This is a genomic window from Embleya sp. NPDC025285, assembly GCF_055558835.1.
The window spans coordinates 149,137-167,464 of the sequence record NZ_JBVHLU010000006.1; the positions used below are offsets into that span (position 1 = coordinate 149,137).

Sequence of the window (18,328 nt, forward strand, 5' to 3'; positions counted from 1 at the left end):
GGGTGTGGCGGTCGAGCCGACACCGGGCCCGACCGGTTCCGAACCTATCGGGTGGCGCGCCGCGGCAGCGGTCCCGCCCGCGCCGGCGGGCGTGTGAGAATCGGTCCAGTTGCGGCCCCGGATCCGAAGGAGACGGCTCTTGCGCCATCTGCACCATCTGGACCTCGACGCCTACTTCGCCCGCATCGGCTGGGCGGGCGAGCGGGCGCCCACGTGGGCCACGCTGCGCTCGCTGCACCTGGCGCACGTGGTCGGCATTCCGTTCGAGAACGTCGAGATCGTCCTGGGCGGGGTGCCCTCGCTGGCGCCGGCCGACCTGGAGGACAAGCTGGTCCGCCAGGGACGCGGTGGCTACTGCTTCGAGCACAACCTCCTGTTCGCCGGGGTGTTGGAGGCGCTGGGCTTCGGCGTCACCCGGTTGGCCGCGCGGGTGCGGATGGGCTCGGACGCGATCCGGCCGATGACCCACACGCTGCTCGCGGTCGAGGTGCCCGGCGAGGCGCACCCCTATATCGCCGACGTCGGCTTCGGCAGCGGCGGCCTGTTGGAGCCGCTGCCGCTGCTGCCGGGCGTGGCGAGTCCGCAGGGAGCCTGGCGGTTCCGGCTCGTGCGCGAGGACGATCTGTGGCTGCTGCAGACCGTGTACGGCGGACAGGGCTGGTTCACCGTGTACGCCTTCACCCTGGAGCGCCGCGAGTCGGTCGACTTCGAGGTGGCGAACTGGTACGCCGCGACGCATCCGAGCTCGCCGTTCCGGCATACCCTGCGAGTGCAGCGCAGCGGTCCGCACGAGCGCGCGTACATCGAGGACCGCCTGTTGACCGTGGTGCGCAGCGACGGCTCCCGGGAGGAGCGCGAGTTGAAGGACGACCACGAGGTACTTCGGCTCCTGGTCCACGACTTCGGCCTGTTGCTGCCCTGGGACACCGTGTTCCCCGCGCCGCCCGAGCGTGCGCGTCCACCCGCGCGACCAGAGGAGAGTTGAGGCAATGTCCTTCGACAAGCAGGTGCAGGTCACCGCCGAGCTGTACGACTACGTCCTCGACCACTCGATCGCACCGGACGAGGTCCAGCGCGGCGTGATCGAACGGACCAGGGAGATGGGCCGGTTCGCCGGCTTGCAGGTGCCCGCCGAACAGGGTGCGCTGTTGACCCTGCTCTCGGGTGTGGTCCGGCCGAAGGTCGCGGTCGAGGTCGGCACGTTCACCGGCTATTCCGCGCTGTGCATCGCCAAGGGCCTGGCCGAGGGCGGCCGACTGCTGTGCTGCGACGTGTCCGAGGAGTGGACCGCGATCGCCCGCGAGGCGTGGCGCGAGGCGGGCGTGGAGGACCGGATCGACCTGCGCATCGCGCCGGCGCTGGAGACGCTGGACGCGCTGCCCTCGCACCCGCACATCGACCTGGCGTTCCTGGACGCGAACAAGGACGGCTACATCTCCTACTGGGAGGCGCTGGTCCCGCGGATGCGCCCCAATGGCCTGCTGATCGTCGACAACGTGCTCTACAGCGGCCTGGTGCTCAAGCCGGGCGGCGACCCGACGCCGGAGGCCGTGCACGCCTTCAACGAACACGTGCGGGCCGACCCGAGGGTCGAGCCGGTGATGCTCCCGGTCGCGGACGGCGTCACGCTGGCCCGGGTGAAGGATCTGGACGAGTTGTGAGCGGCGCGCCGGACGGGCCGTCCTCGACCCGTCCGGCGCCCACGTGCCGGGCGCCCATCCACCGTACGCTCGGCCGTCGTGCCCTCAGCCCCCGTCGGCCAGGATCGCGCGCAACCGCTTCGCCTCGGTGACCGCGCGGGAGCTTCCCTTGCGGTCGGCCAGCGCGTCCAGCCCCGCGATCGACACCGCCCGCGCGCCGCCGCCCGCGGCGCTCTCCGCGGCCACCGCCAGCGCGTCCGCGAGGCCCGTGGTCTTGGTACCGGCGAGCAGGTCGGGCAGGAAGCCGCTCAACACGCCCCACACCGCCTCGCCCGCGCCGGCCCGGGACGCCTCGCGCAACGAGGCGACCACGCGCGTGGTCTTCAGACCCCGGGTACGGACCGCCTCGCCGATGTCGCGGCCCAGCCCGAGGGTGTCCCACGCGTCGCCCCTGGCCGCCAGGGTGACCAGCGCGTCCACTGCGGCGGTACGATCCTCGGCCGCCTGTGCGCCCAGCGCGTAGGCCAGCGCCAGCGAGATGCCGGATCCGAGCGGTCCGTGCGACTCGGCCAACGCGGGCAGGATCTCCGCGCCTCGGCAGGGCCCGTCGATCCCGCGCTGGGTCCGGATCGCCAGATGCGCGCCGAGCACGTCGCGGTCCCGGGGCAGCACGAGTGGCCAACAGTGCAGATCCGGCTCGGTGTTCTCGGACCATCCCGGCCTGCGGGCGGCGGCACCCGGGTCGGACAGGTCGTACATGGGCAGCGCGCTCTCGGGCACCGTGCCCTGCGGCCGCGTGTCGGGGTCACCGGGGGCGATCAGGGCCAGCGGGCCGTCGAAGTGCGTCCAGTCCCGGTCCCGATACGAGAACTCGCGGTGGATCCGGGCGAAGCGCCGGCGCTCGACGAACCCGGCCGGCGGACCGCCCGCGGCCAGCATTCGGGCCACCCGCAGGCCGGCGGGCGAGGTGAGCCGGCCGGCTCGGGCGAGCACCGCGGGGTCGATCTCGGCGGGCAGCCGCAGCAGTGCCTGGTCGACGTCGCGCCGCCAGGGGCTGTGCCCGGAGACCTCGTACCGTTCCAGGCCCGCCACGAGGGCCTCGGGGTCCACCAGGCCGGTGGCGTCGGCGATCTCGGCCAGGTGCGGGCCGCCGCGCGGCGTCCGCAGCCGGGTGCCCACCTCGTACAGGCGCGCGAGCAGGAAGCGCTGCACCGGTTCGAGTCGCTCGACGTCCACCCTGGAGCCGGGGATCAGGTCGTGGTCGGAGGCCTCGGTGCCCTTGCCGAACAGGCTGCGGAACCAGCCGGATCGGGAGCCGCCGTAACCGGTGGCGGCGGCCACCATCGCGCCGACCGCGCCCTGTACCTGATGGATGAACCACTGCTGTTCGATGATGTGCGCGTGCCGCTCGGTGAGCGGAAGCAGCGCGGCGTGCAACGCCTCGCGGTCGCGCTCGTGTTCGCGCAGCATCGCGGAGACGATCCGCTCCACCGCGAGTGGGTCGGTGTTGCGGCCACGCGGGCTCACCCACGGGTTGTCGGTGCGGGCGAACAACACCGCGAGTTCCTCGACCAGTTCCTCGAGCGAGCCGATCGGCGGCGGCAACTCGCGCACCGGCGGCGGCACGAGGGCGATCCCCCGGTCGGGCTCCACGACCGCGCTCTCGCCGACCAGCGCCGCCGCCTCCGGACGCAACGCGTCGCCGAGCAGCGACAGTTGCGCGCGCACCTCGTCGTATACGCGAGCGGCCTGGTCGGCCGGGAGCTTGCCGACGTGTTTGGTGATCAGCGCGAGCGCGCGCTCCTGGAGGTCGACGGCGACCGACCCGAAAGCGGTGCCCGCGGTGGCCAGCAGCATTCCGGCGTGATCCGGGTGGCGCTTGATCGCCTGGCCCAGCCAGATGAGTTGGGTGCGGACGAGTTTCTTCTCGGTACGAAACAGCACGCTCCGGGCCGCCTCGGCGATGCGCTCCGGGTCCAGTCGGTCCGCCGCGTCCAGCCGACGCAGCACGTCCTGGGCCAGGCCGGCCACCGGCGACGGCGCGTCCGGAAGCAGCCGCAGATAGGAGTCGACGCGGGCGGCGAGCTCGTCGTCGGTGGGCGCCATCGCGTCGTGCAGGCGGACGAATGCGCGCAGTGAGCCCGGGCGTTCGCCGCGCAGCAGGCGGGAGACGCAGCCGTCCAGGACGGTGTCCCGCTCGATCACCTTCGCGTCGGCGAGCTCGGCCAAGGTCGCGCCCCAGCCCGCGAACCCGGTCCGGCTCCAGGACTCGTGGTTCTCCAGGAGCTGTCCGACGCCGGGGACCTCGAACAGCGCAGGCAGCAGGTCGGTGAAGTAGGGGTCGGCGCGCAGCCGTTCCGCGAGCGCGGGTCCGGTGCCGAAGGTCTCCCGGCCCACCTTGTCCACCCAGCGGACCACGAAACCGGCCGTGGTCGGCGTGGGCAGGCCGCTTCCGCGCACCAGGGCGTCCACCACGTCCCAGTGGTTGCCCCAGGTGTCCACCGGCATCCTCGTGGCGAGCCGGTTCACGATGTCCGGTATCCAGGCCGGGTCGCGCTCGGCCAGCAGGGTGTGGACGGCCTGTTCGCCGGTGTCCGGGCCCGAGGGCCAGGTCATGTCCTCGCGGGAGAGCCACTGGGCGATCCCGGCGGGTCCACCCAGGCACGCGACGCCCACGTAGCGCAGCGTGCGCAGGCCGCGCGAGGAGTTTCGGAGCGAGCGGACCGCCTCCTTGTATCGCGGCACCAGCTTGCGGCGCTCGGCCTCGGTGCGCCCGGCGAACAGGGCCACGATCGGCGCCGGAGCCCCGCCCGCACGGTCCTGTTCGACCAGGGCTGCCTCGACCCGCGCCCAGGTGAGCGGCTCGCGGGCCTGCGATGCGGCGCCGGTCGTCGGCTCGCTCCCGGTCGTCGGCTCGGTCATCGGTTCGCCTCCTGCGGTGCGGGCGCCGTCGCGGTCGGGTCGGTGTGCGCCCGCCCGCGCACGATCTGCGTGGCGAGCAGATGCTTGCAGGGTCCGCGTCCGCCCCGGTATTCGGCCCACCACCGGCACGTGCAACTGCCCGCCCCGGCCAACCGCAACCCGTAGGTGTGCTCGCCGCTGCGCACGGTGGCGCTCTCTCCGGTCCCGGTCAGCGTCACGGCGCCCGCCGCGACCAACGCGTGCGCGTCCCGCAGCCGCGGGTTCATCCGCTCGACGCTGCCGGTGTCGTAGGGCAGCTCGCGGTGGTAGTAGGCCGCCTCCGCGACGTCGTAGCCGATCCGGCCGCCGGTGCCCAGGCGCACCAGCGCGGCCCGCACCCGCTCGGTGTCCAGCCCGGATCGTGCGGCCAACTCGCCGATCTCCACCCGGGGTTCCCAGGCCAGCAGGGCCGAGATCAGGTCGGCGTCCGCGGCGCCGGAGTCGACGGCCAGGCCGGTGAGCACCGCGCCCTCGCCGGAGAAGCCCCGGGCCGGGTCCGGGGAGAGCGTCAAGGTCAGTCGCATGCCCGGCAGTTCGATCTCCCACGCGGACGACACCGCGCTGCTGCGCGCGTGCACCGCGGGTCCGTACACGCGCAGCGCGAGGGCGTGTCGCAGCAGCCGGGTGAGCGCCTGGAGTCGGTCCGGCCCGGGCAGGCACACCGCGCCCGGCAGCGGGCGGGCGGTCAGCCGCAGCGAACGCCCGGCCGGGACCGCCCACAGCGCCTGCCGGGCGCCGCGCGGCAGGGCCCGCAGGAAGCGCACCGCCTCGCCCGCCGCGAGTTCGGCGCGCAGGTCGAACCCGCCCGAGATCACCTGGACTTCGGCGAATCCGCGCAGCCAGCGCTCGGGCAGCGGGACCTTCTTCTCCACGACCGGCCCGTCGAAGGTGGTCACCGTCACGTCGTCGGGCCCGACCGCCAGGTGCAGCGGATCCGCGCCGCCGACCTTCGCGAGCGCCTCGCGCAGCGGCGCGTTGACGTCCACGTTGGTGGTGCCGGTGCCGAACATCTCGCCGTCGATGCCGGCGGGCAGTACGTCCAGGCGCGCGTGCACGCCGCAGCACGCCGAGAACGACTCGAAGCGGAGCCGATCGCCGTTTCCGGTCACCACCGGGTCGAGCAGGCCCGGGCGCATCGGTTGGTGGTACCGCGCCGCCGCGACGTCGGCGACCGCGAGCAGCCCGCCCGCCGCCGCCTCCGGCGCGGTCAGGAAGCCGTCGAAGAAGCGCGGGAAGGGGGTCAGGCCGTGCGAACTCAGGCCGCCGCAGGTCTGCAGACCCAGCGAGCGTCCGCCGTCGACGGCGGCGAGCTCGGACGATCGCAAATAGGTGAAGGAGTGCACCGGGGAGGACATGTGGAAACCGTAGACACCGCGTCCGACAGCGGGAGTCGGGTCCGCTGCGCGTCGTCACGGGCCTCGACACCGCACGGACGGGCGTACTTTCACCGCGCCTTCGGGACCGCCCCTAAGCCCTCGTGGACGGCTTCGGCGCGCCGCGTGCGGGTGCCTCGCGGGTCACCCACACGGCGGTGGATACGGCACGTGTCACGGATCGCGCGCGGAGCGTGCGTATCGGGCCGTTCGTTCGTCGGAAACATCCGGATTACCGGACAGTAGAGGGGGATTCGCGGTGCCACGGCATCGATTAGGTGGTATCACCTGTGCGAGCATGGGCGGCTGGGGCCCGGGGCCTGAACGTGACAAGCCGAACTGCGGCACACGGACGACTCGGGTGGGTGGTGGCACATCGTCAAGAGAGTGCTGTTGTAACCATGATCCGAGGACGCGTGGCAACGCGCCGGCATACTATGCGCTGGTCCATTCAGCCGGAGGTAGCAGATGCCCGCAACGCAGCCGGGGAGCGGCTCGACGGTTCGCCGTATTCTCCTCGGTTCCCAGCTTCGCCGTCTGCGCGAAGCGAAGGGGATTTCGCGGGAGGAGGCCGGTTACGAGATCCGGGCCTCCGAATCCAAGATCAGTCGAATGGAACTGGGGCGCGTCAGCTTCAAGGAGCGCGACGTGGCTGATCTCCTCACGATGTACGGCGTGGGCGACGAGACCGAGCGGGCCGCCCTCCTGGGCCTCGCGGCGGAGGCCAACGCCCAGGGCTGGTGGCACAACTACAACGACATCCTGCCGAGTTGGTTCCAGGTCTATGTGGGCCTGGAGGAGGCCGCCTCGGTGATCCGCACCTACGAGGTGCAGTTCGTGCCCGGCCTGCTCCAGACCGCGGAGTACGCGCGGGCCGTGGTGATCGCCGGGCAGCCGTCCGCGTCGGCGGCCGAGGTGGACCGCCGGGTGGGTCTGCGGATGCAGCGCCAGTCGATCCTGTACCGCGACAAGCCGCCCAGGCTGTGGGTCGTGCTGGACGAGGCGGCCCTGCGGCGCCCGATCGGCGGTCGGGACGTGATGCGCGATCAGGTCCGGCACCTGATCGAGATGGCCGCCCTGCCGAACGTCACGATCCAGATCATGCCGTTCCGGTTCGGCGCGCACGCCGCCGAGGGCGGCCCGTTCCTGTTGTTGCGGTTCCCGGAGAGCGACCTGCCCGACGTGGTCTACCTGGAACAGCTCACGAGCGCGCTGTATCTGGACAAGCGCGACGAGGTCGACGCGTACACCGAGGTCATGGACCGGCTGAGCGTGGACGGCATGCCGCCGGACAAGAGTGTGGACCTGCTGCAGCGGATCCTTAAGGAGAACTGAGGATTCCGCTTGTGAACGCCCTCGGGCGGCCCACCCGGGCGGAGCGTCCCGGGCGGGTTTTCACGCGAGCAGGTTGTCGAAGTCCCCGTCCTTGACCCCGAGGATGAGCGCCTCGATCTCGGCGCGCGTATAGATCAGCGCCGGCCCGTCGGGGTGGCGCGAATTGCGGACCGCGACGTCGCCGTCCGGCAACGCCGCCATTTCGACGCAATTGCCTTGCGAGTTGCTGCGGCGACTCTTCTGCCAGGTGACCCCGTCGAGCGCGGTCGCCGATACCCCGTTGTGCGTTGCCTGCATGACGCTTCTCCTGGACCTCTCGCCGAGCGACCCGACGGCGGTCGCCCGCCCCCCGGTTGCGGCACGTGTCGTTCCTTCGTCCCGGTCCGTCGCAATTTCTTCCAGAACCGGTCCGACTTACGCATGCACGTGCATCTGACCATGCATATGCAGCGTACAACGGTGATGATAGCGCAGCCCGACTTCACTCACACGGGAGGGCTCATGCATTCCTCAAGGTTTCAAAGGAAGCGTAAAAGCTGCTTAAGCGGCGAGGGACGAAACGGGCGTAAGAATGCAGAAAACCCGTCGAAGGATCGACGGGTAAACGCTTGGCACCCTAATTCGGTTGCCGCTTCCGAATGTGAATTAGAACTCTCCACAAAGCTGCAACGCGATCCCGCAACGCAATGCTGTTCGCAAGCTGCGGAACGTGTTTGTCAGGCCGGTATCTCGAACATCGCCCAGACGACCTTTCCGGTGCGTCGACCCATGCCGTCGAGCGGGAACCAGCCCCACGAATCACTGAAACAGCCGACCAGGTACAGGCCCCGCCCGGACTCCTCGTCCTCGCCGCCGGCCTGGGTCTCCGGGAGGCTCTCACCGGGATCCTGGACCGCGCACATGACGCGCTCGCCCTTGCGCAGGAGCGCGAGTTGGATGTTGTGCGCCACGTCGGTCGCGTCGTCGCGGCCGGCGCCCAGTCCGTGGCACAGCGCGTTGGTGACGAGCTCGGACACGACCAGGGCGAGGTCGTCCTCCAGGCAGGCGGCGCCCCAGCCGGCGAGCACCGACTGGGTGAAGTCACGAGCGGCCTTGACCGACTCGCGGCGCGCGGCGAGGGCTTGTATCGCGATATCGGATGTTGGGCCCATATCCCCGGCCAGAGGCTCCATCCACTGAAACGTCGACGTCCGGAACCCTGCGGGACTCGCGACGGTCATCCGTGCCTCCGAGCGGGTACTGGTCCCCGGCCTGTTGGGAACGCCGCCAGAGGACTCGCCTCACAGAGCGTCCATGCACATGCGCGTGCACATGCACACACTTCATTATGAGGATGCCGACCCCAACTGCAAGACCGGATGCACGTGCATCGACGATTTCTGCGTCTGCACCGCGCCGATGCACGTGCATTTCGATCGACCAACGATCACTTTCCGTCCGGATCCCGGACATATCAGTGAACCGGTCTTTTCCTTCTTTTGGTCTTACCGCAGGAATAATCCGGACATTCTACGCGCACGGCGGTCGGCCGACTCCCGACCGTGTGCGTTCGGGTGCTCAGACCGACGCGTCCGAGGGCTGCCGCGACGCGCCCACGCTCGGCTCGGCGGTGCCGTTGCCGCGTCCTGTGAACCCGGTCACCAGGGCCGAACCGGCGAGCAGGAACACCGCCAGACCCGGGCCGAACAGCAGCCACGGCATGACCGACACCTCGGTGTCCTTGTCCGGGATGCTGTCCGCGTTCTCGAAGGTGTCGATGTTCGCGCCGATGTTCTCCACGAGCGCGTCGAACTTGGCCAGGATGCGATCGGTCTCCACCAGCCCCTTGCCGACCTTGGGGTATTGCGTGGCCAACTCGGCGGTGAACTGCGGCACCGGCTTGCGCAGCAGCGCGGCCATCGACGGGATCGACTTCGTCTTCATCCCGACCGCCATCTTGCCCAGCGTGTCCAGGTCGTTGTGCGCCTGCTGGTAGCCGGCGTCGGTGAAGGTGGGCCGGAAGGCGGTGAACATCTTCTCGGACGCCTTGGTCTTGCCGATCACGCCGGTGGCGAAGACACCGATCACCATGCCGAGACCGACCACCGCCGCGAGCGCCAGACACACCGTGCTCAGCACCACCCTGGTGCCGACGAAGGAGAACAGCAGACCGCCCGCGCCGACCACGAGCAGCACGACGCCCGGGATCAGATAGAGGTACGTGACCGCGGTGTTGGGCGCGTGGGCCGTCGGAATGTCGTCGGCCTGGCGGAAGTTCCCGGCCTGCGCCTCCATCGTGCCCGCGAGCTTGTTGAACCGGGGCATGATCGTGGGCAGTTCCTTGAGGCCCTTGCCGACCTCGGGAGCGGTGACCCCCATCAGGTTGATCAACGCCGGCGTGGTGATCCCGGCCTGGCTCGCGAGACCGGGCAGCGTCTCCGCCTGGAGCTGCGCGAGCATCTCGTTCATCGTGACCAGGTCGGTCCGGCTCTGCGCGATCGCGGCCGGGGTGAAGGCGGGGCGGAAGTCATTGGTCAGATCGTCGACAGCCTGCGTCTTCTTCGGCAGGCCGGCGGCCAGCGGGAAGATGATCAGGGCCGCACCCAGCAGGGCGATCAGCACCAGCGCCACGTGGCGGTATGCACGCACAGCGGGTTCTCCCTTCGCTTTCCGTTATTCCTCGGATCGTATGGGTGATCATCGCGATCACCGGGGATCCGCACGGCGGAAAGCAACTGTTCTCGTTGTTTGTCACTCGGGCAGCCGATCTTCGCAAAGAGCAACCCGCCAGTCAGCTACTGGCAAGTAATGTCATGGGATCGAGATCTCCGGCACATCGGTCACTTCGACCGACGACGCCATGGATCGGTGTACCGCCAGGGGCTAGCGTGCGCTCGCCGGCTCGTGCGAGCGGCGAGGTGTGAACGGAGGTCGCCGGTGGATCTTGAACCGACGGAGGATCAAAAGGCGGTACGGGCCGCTTTTTCGGAGTTCTTCACGGACCGATGCCCGATTTCCGTGGTCCGCGCGGCCGAGCCGCTGGGATTCGCGGCCGACCTGTGGCGACGATTGGCCGCGATGGGCGCGCCCGGGATGGCGCTGCCCGAACGGGTCGGCGGCGGCGGGGCCGGCCGTCTGGATCTGACCCCGGTGTTGCACGAGGCCGGCCGGGCACTGGCGCCGGTGCCGCTGAGCGGCCACCTGGCCGCGTCCCGGCTGTTGCTCGACACGCCGTGGTGCGCGGAGGCGGCCGAGGGCACGTTGATCGCGGCGCCCGCGCTGCGCCCCGCCGTGGACGGTGTGGCCCGCCTGGTCCCCGGCGGCGCGGTCGCGCACATCGTGGTGGCCCTGGACGAGGACGAACTGGTCGCCGTCCGCGGCGAGCCGCCGATGACCGCTCCGGTCAACCACGCCTGCGCCCCGCTGGCCGACCGGTACGTGCGCGACGACCGGGGCGGGCGGGTGGTGCTGGCGACCGGTGAGGAGGCCGCGCGGCGCTACGCGGCGCTGCGCCGCGAGTGGCAGTTGTATACGGCGGCCACGCTGGCCGGGCTGGCCGAGCGCGCGTTGGAGATCGCCGTGGCGTACACGCTGGAGCGCGAGCAGTTCGGCAAGCCGATCGGCGCGTTCCAGGCGGTCCAGCAGGGGTTGGCCGATCTGGTCGGGCCGCTGGACGGGATCCGGCTGCTGGCCGCGCGCGCCGCGTGGTGCGCCGACGAGGGCGATCCGGCCGAAGCCGCCCGGCTCGCCACGATGGCGTTCCTGGCCGCGACCGACGTGGCGCGCACCACCACGTATCGCGCGGTGCACTTCCACGGCGGATACGGGGTGACCCTCGAATACGACATCCAGCTCTACTTCCGGCGGGCCCGCGGCTGGCCGCTGGTCCTGGGTGATCCGGACGAGGAGTACCAACGCCTGGCCGACGACCTCTTCGGACCCGTGGGGAGCCTCTGATGGACTTCGAGCCCAAGGAATCGGTCGAGGAGTTCCGGCGGTGGATCCGGGCGTTCGTCGCGGAACACCTGACCGAGGAGATGATCGAGCGGGCCCGGCGCACCGGCACCTTCCACGACTGGGAGTTCCATCGCGCGCTGGCCGCGACCGGGGTGATCGCCGAGGGCATGGCCGGGCCCGGGCGCAGCACCGGTCGCGATCCGTTGGAGTTGTACGTCTTCTTCGACGAACTGGGGCTGGCCGACGCGCCGTTCTTCGGGTTGGCCAACACGATGCTGGTGGCGGGCATCGTCGAACAGATCGGCAGCGCGTTCCATCTGGCCGAGGTGCTGCCCCGATTCCACCGCGGCGAGGCGATCGCGGCACTGGGCTACAGCGAGCCGGGGTCGGGGTCGGACGTGGCCGCGGCGGCCACCCGCGCGGAGCGCATCCTGGGACACCCCGAGGACGAGCCGGTGTGGCTGGTGAACGGGCAGAAGATGTTCACCACGCTCGTGCACGAGGCCGGCTACGTGATCCTGCTGACCCGCACCGACCCGGACGTGGCCAAGCACCGCGGTCTGACCATGTTCCTGGTGCCGATGGACCTGCCGGGCATCTCCTTCCAGCCGGTGGAGACGATGGGCGGGGACCGCACCAACATCACCTACTTCACCGACGTCCGGGTGCCCGACCGCTGGCGGCTCGGCGAGGTCGACGGCGGGTGGGGCGTGATGAAGGTGGCGCTGGCCTACGAGCGCGGCGTGTTCGGCAACATGAACCAGGGCGTGTCGCTGCTGCGGCGGTTCACCCGTTGGGCGGCGGAGACCGGGGCGATGGACGACACCTCGGTGCGCAAGCGGCTCGCGCGGATCGCGATCGACAACGAGATCACCGCGCTGCTCGCGTTGCGCCCGGCGCTGATCGCGAGCGCGGGCGGGTTGCCGACGACCGAGGGTTCGATCGCCAAGCTGTACGCGAGCGAGTCGTACAACCGCGCCGCCGAGGCGTGCCTGGACATGGCCGGACCCGAGGGGCTGCTCGGCGAACCGGGGGACGCGTGGTTCGTCGACCACGCCGCACGGGACGCTCCGGTGACCACCATCTACGGCGGGACGAGCGAGATCCAGCGCAACAACATCGCCGAGCATCGCCTGGGACTGCCTCGGGCCCGGTAGCGGACCGGTCGGCGCCACCGGGTGGCGCCGACCGGTGACGCGCTGCCCGGTGTTTACGGATATGGCGGGCACGGATGGCGGGCGGCCGAACGGGTGGCCGGATCACCGGCCGCTTCATGGCAGACTTCGGCACCGTTCACACCGGTGAGCGAAACGGAGTTTCAGCCATGCGGCCGCTGCACGACGAGGACCCTTCGAACATTGGCGCCTACCGATTGGTGGGCCGCCTGGGTGAAGGGACCACGGCTCGTACCTATCTGGGTGCCGCGCACGACGACGCCCCCGTCGTCGTGCGGGTGATCCGGGCCGACCTCGGGCGTGATCCGGCGTTCCGGGCCCGGTTCGCCGAAGAGGTGGACGCCGCGCGGCGGTTGGCCGGCCCGGGCACGGCGATGATCCTGGACGCCGACGTCACCGGCCGTCAGCTCTGGTACGCCACCACCCACCTCGCGGGCCCGACGCTGGCCGAGACGGTCCGCCGGCACGGCCCGCTGCCCGGTCATTCGCTGCGCGTACTCGCCGGTGAACTGGCCGCGCTGCTCGGCCGGTTGCACGCGGTCGGGCTGTACCACGGGCGACTCGACCCCGGTGCGGTGCTGCTCGGCCCGGACGGCCCCCTGCTGCCGCAACTGGGGATCGCGCACGGGTCGACCGGCTCGTCGGTGACCGCCGACGGCGTGGTGATCGGCACCGTGCTCGACTCCCCCGGTTTCCGTTCGCCCGAGCAGGTACGGGATCTGAGCGTGGGTCCGCCGACCGACGTGTTCTCGCTCGGGTCCGTGCTCGCGTTCGCCGCGACCGGCACGGGGCCCTTCGATCACGGCGGCGCGGGTTCCGCCGCCGACCGGGTCGCCGAAGGCGATCCCGAACTCGGCGACGTGCCGGCGTCGTTGCGCAACCTGATCGCCGCCTGCCTGGTCAAGGACCCGACCCGACGCCCCGACCCCGAGGAGGTGGTCCGGGTCGCGGCCGGCACCCCGGGGCCGACCTGGCTGCCCTCGGCGACCGCCGCGTGGGTGGCCGAACGGGTGGCCAACCCGTGGGAGCCGCCCGAGCCGATGCCCGGCAGCGAGCCGTACGCGGCGGGCACCGTGCCCGCCCCACCGCCCGGCAGCGAGCCCGCGCCTCCCACGCCCGCCGAACCCGAGCCCGCGCCGGCCGAGGTCCCGGCCCCCTCGGCGGCGCCCGCCACACCCGAGCCCGCCACGCCGCCCACCCGGGAGCAGCCGCCTGCCCGCACCCGCCGGGCCGGCTCCCGGGCCAAGTCCCGCCGCGGTTTCCTGGCGGTCGCCGCCGGCGCCGCCGTGGTCGGCGGCGGCGCGGCGGCCTGGGCGCTCGGCGGGGGCGGCGACTCGTCGCCCAAGGCCACGCCGACGCAGCCGGCGCCACCGTCCAGTCCGGCCCGCCCGTCCGGCCCGAGCGCACCCGCCGCGGTCCAGGAACTCACCGTCTGGACCACCGAGAACCTGCTGCCCGCCGCGATGCTCGGCGACCTGGGCCTGGAGTTCGGCAAGAGCGGCTCCGGGGTGCGGCTGGGCAGCCGGCTCCAGCCGAAGGCCGGCTACACCCAGGCCCTGGAGCAGGCGCTGCGCGCCGGTCGCGGGCCAGACGTGTTCGAGTTGGACCTGCTCGCGTTGGCCCGGTTCAAGGCGGCCGACCTGATCATGGACCTGACTCCGCATCAGAGCCGGTTGGACGCGGGCACCTGGTTCCCCGCCGTACGCGCCTCGGCCACCTCCGCGGGCCGGCTCATGGCGCTGCCGCTGGCCGCGAACGTACCGGTGGTGCTGTACGACAAGGGGCTGTTCCAGGCCGGGCAGGTGGGTGTGCCCACCGACCGGGTGAGCTGGGTCGCGGACTTGGAGAAGCTGCGCCTGGCCAACGCGACCAACCCCGACTACCGGGCGCTGTACGTACCCGGTGGGGCCTGGCCGATCCTGGCCTCGTGCGTGTGGGAGGACGACGGCACGATCGCGGTCCAGGAGGGCGACGCGTGGCGCGGCACACTCGACCTGCCGGGTTCGGTCGAGGGAGCCAGGTTCTTCCGGCACCTGCAGTCCTACGCCGCGGACGCGACCGGTGTGGGCAACGACGACCCGGCGGTCGCGGCCCGGGTCGCGAAGGGCAACATCGCGTCCGCGATCGCCGATTCCACGCTCTACGACGCCGTGGTGGCGGCGAATCCGGCGTTGCGCGCGGTGCTGGGCGCGTTCCCGATCCCGGGCCGCACCGCCGGCAAGCCGGCCGCGGTCGGGGTGCGCGGCACGGTGCTCGCGGTGAACGCCGCCAGTCTGTTCAAGGAGGCCGCGATCGATCTGCTGGCGCTGGTGGCCACCGAGCGCTGGCGCGCGCGGATCGCGGCCCAGGGTCGGTTGGTACCGGTGCGCACCGGTCTGGACCGGTCCGTGCCGCCGGACAACCCGATGATCCCGGCCTCGGTCACGGCGCTGCCCGTGGGCGGGCGGGCGTATCCGGGAGCCCCCGGGTGGTCCGAGCGCCCGCTGGCCGAATTGTCCCGGCAGACACTGGCCGGCAGTGATCCGCTGGCCGCGGCCGCGGCGGCGAACGCGATCGTGGCCCGCGAATTCGGGGTGACACCGGCCTGACGGATCTCGCGGGCGGTACCGGACGGCTCTCCCGGGTGGTTCCCCACGGATCCCCCGGGGGTTCCGACTGCCCCGGGCGGTTCCCAACGGATCTCCCCATCGGTGACGGAGAGTGCCCGGCCTAGGGTTTGCGCACGCCCCTGTCCCGCCAACTCGGAGGAGCCGCACCGTGCCGTCGTGGAACGACGACCCGCAGGCGTCATCGGAGGATGACCCGTCGGCCAACCCACCCCCCTCGGCCCACGTACGCGCCGACGGCCGTGCCACCGCCCCCGCAGCACCGGCAGTACCAACATCCGCAATACCCGCAGCACCCGGGCGGGCCGCCGCCGCAGTACCCGAACATGCCGCCGCCGGGTTGGGGTCCCACTCCGCCGCCGCCCGGCGGCGGTTCGTCCCGGCGCAAGGTGATCGTGGCCGGCTCGGTCGCGGCGGCCGTCGCGGCCGGTGGTGGTGTCGCCGCGTGGCTGCTCACCCGCGGCGACGACAAGACGGCCGCGCCAACGGGGCCGGGGCCCGACCCGACCTCCGGGCCGCCCGCTCCCCCGGCCCCACCGGCCACCGCGGGGCCGCCCACCGCCGAAAGCGGCCCGTACACCCTCACGCTGTGGCTGGAGAAGCTGCTGACCGCGGGTGTCGACCAGGCCCGGACGAACACCGACCTGGCCGCCGCCCTGCTCAAGGCGGATCCGTACGGGACCGCCCGGGTCGAGGTCCAGGACACCATCGACGCCCGAAAACTGGACACCGCGATCGCGGCGGGCAACGGTCCCGACGTCTTCCAGGCGCAGACCCTGGGCCTGGCCCGTCGGGTCCGACGCGGTGATCTGCTCGACCTGACGCCGTATGCCGCCCGGTTGAACGTCGACGCCTGGCATCCCGCGGCCCGAGCCGCGTGTACGTTCGACGGCAAGCTGTACGCACTGCCGATGGACGTGTACGCGCCGGTGGTGGTCTACGACAAACGGCTGTGCGACCCGGCCGGGTTCGTGGTGCCGCGCACCCGCGACGAGTGGCTCGCCCAACTCGACAGGATCAAGGCCCACCACGCGGGCAACCCGAACATCGAGGCGCTGCACCTGGCCGGCAAGGCCTGGCAAACGCTCGCGGCCTGCCTGTTCGAGGACGGTTGCGAGATAGCCGTAGCCGCGAACGAGCGCTGGACGGGCCGGCTGGGCAGCCCGGCCGGTCGTGCGGGGGTCACCTTCTTCCGGCGGCTCCAGGCGTACTCCACCGCGGCCAAGGACGCCGAGGAGTTCCAGGACCCGGCGGGCTCGATCACCGCCGTGCTCGGGAGCGGCCGGGCGGCGATGATGATCCAGCCCGACTGGGTCTTCCCGTCCGTGCTGCGCACCGCGCCCGAGACGGCGCGCAACCTGGCCGCCTTCCCGATACCCGGCCGCGACCCGGGCCGGCCGGGAGCGGTCGGCGTGTGGGGCGGGGTGCTGGCGGTGTCGGCGAAGACCGCGCATCCGGCGGGGGCGGTCAATCTGCTCCGGGTGTTCGCCTCGGCGACCTGGCAGGAGCGCTGGGCGAACGAGAACGAGATGCCGCCCGCGCTGGCCGGCCTGACCACCACGTCCGGCACGGCGAACCCGATGCGGGCGGCCACCGTGGCGGCGCTGGCGCAGGGGCGGAAGTATCCGCAGGCGCCCGGCTGGTCGTCCGCCCCGCTCAAGACCCTCGCCGAGGACGTGCTGGCGAAGGGGGTCGACCCGGACACGGCCGGCAGGCGCGCGGACGCGATGATCGCCGCCACGTACGACAAGGACCTCCAGGTCTGATCGCGCGTCGGGCGCACGGGTCGCCCCGACCGTACGCGACGCCCCCCGCTTGATCGGAGCGTCGGGCGCCGGCCGCCGGCCCGACCGCGCCATCACCCACACGGCGCAAGAAATCCTCAAGCGTAAGCCCGCCGCGGCCACCCGCGGCGGGCTTCCCGCATTACCCACCCTCCGCATTCGAGCCGCCGCATACCGTCGGGTACTTCCCCTTTCGGGCGACCCGCGGTTTCCGGATTCGGCAGTACATGTCCGACCGCGGGGTCGCTCTCCGAGCACACGAGGATGCGGTCCGCCATGTCCGGAAGTCCCGATCCCTCCCGGGCCGATCTGCTCCGCGGCAGCCTCCGGGCCGTCGCCCCCGCCGCGCACGATCTGGTCTCGCACTTCTACGCCCTGCTGTTCCTGCAACGCCCCGATCTGCGCGCCCTGTTCCCGCCGGCCATGAACCTGCAGCGCGACCGCCTGCTCGCCGCGCTGTTGCGATTGGGCGCGGGCAGCGACGAGCCGCACGAGTTGCGCCGCTTCCTGCGCCAGTTGGGCCGGGACCACCGCAAGTACGGCGTCCTCGACGAGCACTACCACGCGGTCGGCAGCGCGCTGATCGGCGCGCTGGCCCGCTACCTGGGCACCCGCTGGACAGCCGAGCTCCAGGCCGCCTGGCTGGAGGTCTACACGTGGGCGGCGGAGGTGATGATCGAGGCCGCCGCCGACGACGCCGAGGAGGCGCCGCCCTGGTGGGACGCGGTGATCACCGCACATGAACCGCGCGGGCGGGACATCGCGGTGCTCACCGTCCAGCCCGATCACCCGCTGCCCTACCACCCGGGCCAACACGTCACCGTGGAGACGCCGTGGTGGCCGAGGATATGGCGGCACTACTCGATCGCGAACGCCCCGCGCGTGGACGGCCGACTCGAACTGCACGTGCACGCGGTGCCGGCCGGCTGGGTGAGCAACGCGCTGGTACACCGCGCCCGGGTCGGCGACCACATCCGCCTGGGCCCCGCGCGCGGCGGTCTGGTGTTGCGCGGCGAGACCCTGCGCCGCACGTTGTGCGTGGCCTCCGGGACCGGCCTGGCACCGATCAAGGCGCTGGTCCAGCACATGGCGCAGCGCCAGTTGGCGAACCGCGCCCACGTGTTCATCGGCGCGAAGTACGGGGTGGACCTGTACGACCTGAACGCGCTGTCCGCGATGGCGGAGATGTACCCGTGGCTGAACGTGATCCCCGCGGTCACCCACGACCGCTCGTTCGCCGGCGACCAGGGCGCGCTGCCGGACGTGCTGGCCCGGTACGGCCACTGGCACGACCACGACGTGTTCGTCAGCGGATCCGCGGCCATGGTCCGGGCCACCACCCACCGGCTGACCGGCGAGCTGGGCGTGGCGCCGCAGCGCCTGCACACCGAGAGCCTGGACGGGATCGCCCAGGGCCCCCGGCTGCTCCAGGGGTGCTGAGCTGCGGACACGCGGCGGTGAGGGCGTAACGTACGGCCGACAGGGTCGTATCGAAACGGCCGGTTTCGAGCAGCAGGA

Annotated in this window: 13 protein-coding genes; 8 read left to right on the plus strand and 5 right to left on the minus strand. The window is 71.9% G+C overall.

Features of this window, described 5'->3' with window-relative positions:
• The first annotated feature begins 139 nt into the window (after positions 1-139).
• Positions 140-985, plus strand: a complete 846-nt coding sequence (locus ACZ4FV_RS06310; protein WP_395869103.1) for an arylamine N-acetyltransferase — start codon at positions 140-142, stop codon at positions 983-985.
• 4 nt (positions 986-989) lie between these two features.
• Entirely contained in the window at positions 990-1,661 is a 672-nt protein-coding gene (locus ACZ4FV_RS06315) for an O-methyltransferase (protein ID WP_395869105.1), read from the plus strand.
• An 84-nt stretch (positions 1,662-1,745) separates the two neighbouring features.
• Here ACZ4FV_RS06315 and ACZ4FV_RS06320 read toward each other — a convergent pair whose 3' ends face one another.
• Both ACZ4FV_RS06320 and ACZ4FV_RS06325 read right to left on the minus strand, forming a co-directional pair.
• On the minus strand, positions 1,746-4,562 hold the full coding sequence (locus ACZ4FV_RS06320) for a hypothetical protein (RefSeq protein WP_465321995.1): 2,817 nt from the start codon (positions 4,560-4,562) through the stop codon (positions 1,746-1,748).
• Positions 4,559-5,956: an SWIM zinc finger family protein gene (locus ACZ4FV_RS06325; protein WP_402238945.1), complete on the minus strand. Its 1,398-nt coding sequence runs from the start codon at positions 5,954-5,956 to the stop codon at positions 4,559-4,561. The genes ACZ4FV_RS06320 and ACZ4FV_RS06325 overlap by 4 nt, the downstream gene beginning before the upstream one ends.
• 486 nt (positions 5,957-6,442) lie before the next feature.
• Here ACZ4FV_RS06325 and ACZ4FV_RS06330 point away from each other — a divergent pair, with 486 nt between their 5' ends.
• The gene (locus tag ACZ4FV_RS06330; RefSeq protein WP_395869111.1) at positions 6,443-7,309 is read left to right on the plus strand and encodes a helix-turn-helix domain-containing protein; all 867 of its coding nucleotides are present in this window, start codon (positions 6,443-6,445) and stop codon (positions 7,307-7,309) included.
• 60 nt (positions 7,310-7,369) lie between these two features.
• Here ACZ4FV_RS06330 and ACZ4FV_RS06335 read toward each other — a convergent pair whose 3' ends face one another.
• The 3 genes from ACZ4FV_RS06335 to ACZ4FV_RS06345 all read right to left on the minus strand — a co-directional run bounded on the left by ACZ4FV_RS06335 (position 7,370) and on the right by ACZ4FV_RS06345 (position 9,937).
• Complete coding sequence (locus tag ACZ4FV_RS06335) at positions 7,370-7,606, minus strand: DUF397 domain-containing protein (protein ID WP_020554482.1); 237 nt, start codon at positions 7,604-7,606, stop codon at positions 7,370-7,372.
• A gap of 419 nt (positions 7,607-8,025) precedes the next feature.
• The gene (locus ACZ4FV_RS06340; RefSeq protein WP_395869113.1) at positions 8,026-8,460 is read right to left on the minus strand and encodes an ATP-binding protein; all 435 of its coding nucleotides are present in this window, start codon (positions 8,458-8,460) and stop codon (positions 8,026-8,028) included.
• Between the two features lie 406 nt (positions 8,461-8,866).
• A complete protein-coding gene (locus tag ACZ4FV_RS06345; RefSeq protein ID WP_395869115.1) occupies positions 8,867-9,937 on the minus strand; it encodes a hypothetical protein in 1,071 nt (356 codons plus the stop codon).
• Between the two features lie 288 nt (positions 9,938-10,225).
• Here ACZ4FV_RS06345 and ACZ4FV_RS06350 point away from each other — a divergent pair, with 288 nt between their 5' ends.
• From ACZ4FV_RS06350 to ACZ4FV_RS06370, 5 genes are all read left to right on the plus strand, one after another.
• The gene (locus ACZ4FV_RS06350; RefSeq protein WP_402238951.1) at positions 10,226-11,245 is read left to right on the plus strand and encodes an acyl-CoA dehydrogenase family protein; all 1,020 of its coding nucleotides are present in this window, start codon (positions 10,226-10,228) and stop codon (positions 11,243-11,245) included.
• Complete coding sequence (locus tag ACZ4FV_RS06355; RefSeq protein ID WP_395869119.1) at positions 11,245-12,402, plus strand: acyl-CoA dehydrogenase family protein; 1,158 nt, start codon at positions 11,245-11,247, stop codon at positions 12,400-12,402. Before ACZ4FV_RS06350 ends, ACZ4FV_RS06355 begins: the two co-directional genes overlap by 1 nt.
• 167 nt (positions 12,403-12,569) lie before the next feature.
• Positions 12,570-15,008: a serine/threonine-protein kinase gene (locus ACZ4FV_RS06360; protein ID WP_395869121.1), complete on the plus strand. Its 2,439-nt coding sequence runs from the start codon at positions 12,570-12,572 to the stop codon at positions 15,006-15,008.
• 209 nt (positions 15,009-15,217) lie between these two features.
• Positions 15,218-16,792: an extracellular solute-binding protein gene (locus ACZ4FV_RS06365; protein WP_465321999.1), complete on the plus strand. Its 1,575-nt coding sequence runs from the start codon at positions 15,218-15,220 to the stop codon at positions 16,790-16,792.
• 294 nt (positions 16,793-17,086) lie between these two features.
• A complete protein-coding gene (locus ACZ4FV_RS06370; protein ID WP_402238957.1) occupies positions 17,087-18,250 on the plus strand; it encodes a globin domain-containing protein in 1,164 nt (387 codons plus the stop codon).
• The last annotated feature ends 78 nt before the right edge of the window (positions 18,251-18,328 follow it).

Excerpts from the sequence above, each read along its gene's own strand:
- ACZ4FV_RS06315 (WP_395869105.1), top strand. The coding sequence starts at position 990 with ATGTCCTTCGACAAGCAGGTGCAGGTCACCGCCGAGCTGTACGACTAC.
- ACZ4FV_RS06320 (WP_465321995.1), bottom strand. The coding sequence starts at position 4,562 with ATGACCGAGCCGACGACCGGGAGCGAGCCGACGACCGGCGCCGCATCG.
- ACZ4FV_RS06325 (WP_402238945.1), bottom strand. The coding sequence starts at position 5,956 with ATGTCCTCCCCGGTGCACTCCTTCACCTATTTGCGATCGTCCGAGCTC.
- ACZ4FV_RS06330 (WP_395869111.1), top strand. The coding sequence starts at position 6,443 with ATGCCCGCAACGCAGCCGGGGAGCGGCTCGACGGTTCGCCGTATTCTC.
- ACZ4FV_RS06335 (WP_020554482.1), bottom strand. The coding sequence starts at position 7,606 with ATGCAGGCAACGCACAACGGGGTATCGGCGACCGCGCTCGACGGGGTC.
- ACZ4FV_RS06340 (WP_395869113.1), bottom strand. The coding sequence starts at position 8,460 with ATGGGCCCAACATCCGATATCGCGATACAAGCCCTCGCCGCGCGCCGC.
- ACZ4FV_RS06355 (WP_395869119.1), top strand. The coding sequence starts at position 11,245 with ATGGACTTCGAGCCCAAGGAATCGGTCGAGGAGTTCCGGCGGTGGATC.
- ACZ4FV_RS06360 (WP_395869121.1), top strand. The coding sequence starts at position 12,570 with ATGCGGCCGCTGCACGACGAGGACCCTTCGAACATTGGCGCCTACCGA.
- ACZ4FV_RS06365 (WP_465321999.1), top strand. The coding sequence starts at position 15,218 with ATGACCCGTCGGCCAACCCACCCCCCTCGGCCCACGTACGCGCCGACG.
- ACZ4FV_RS06370 (WP_402238957.1), top strand. The coding sequence starts at position 17,087 with ATGTCCGGAAGTCCCGATCCCTCCCGGGCCGATCTGCTCCGCGGCAGC.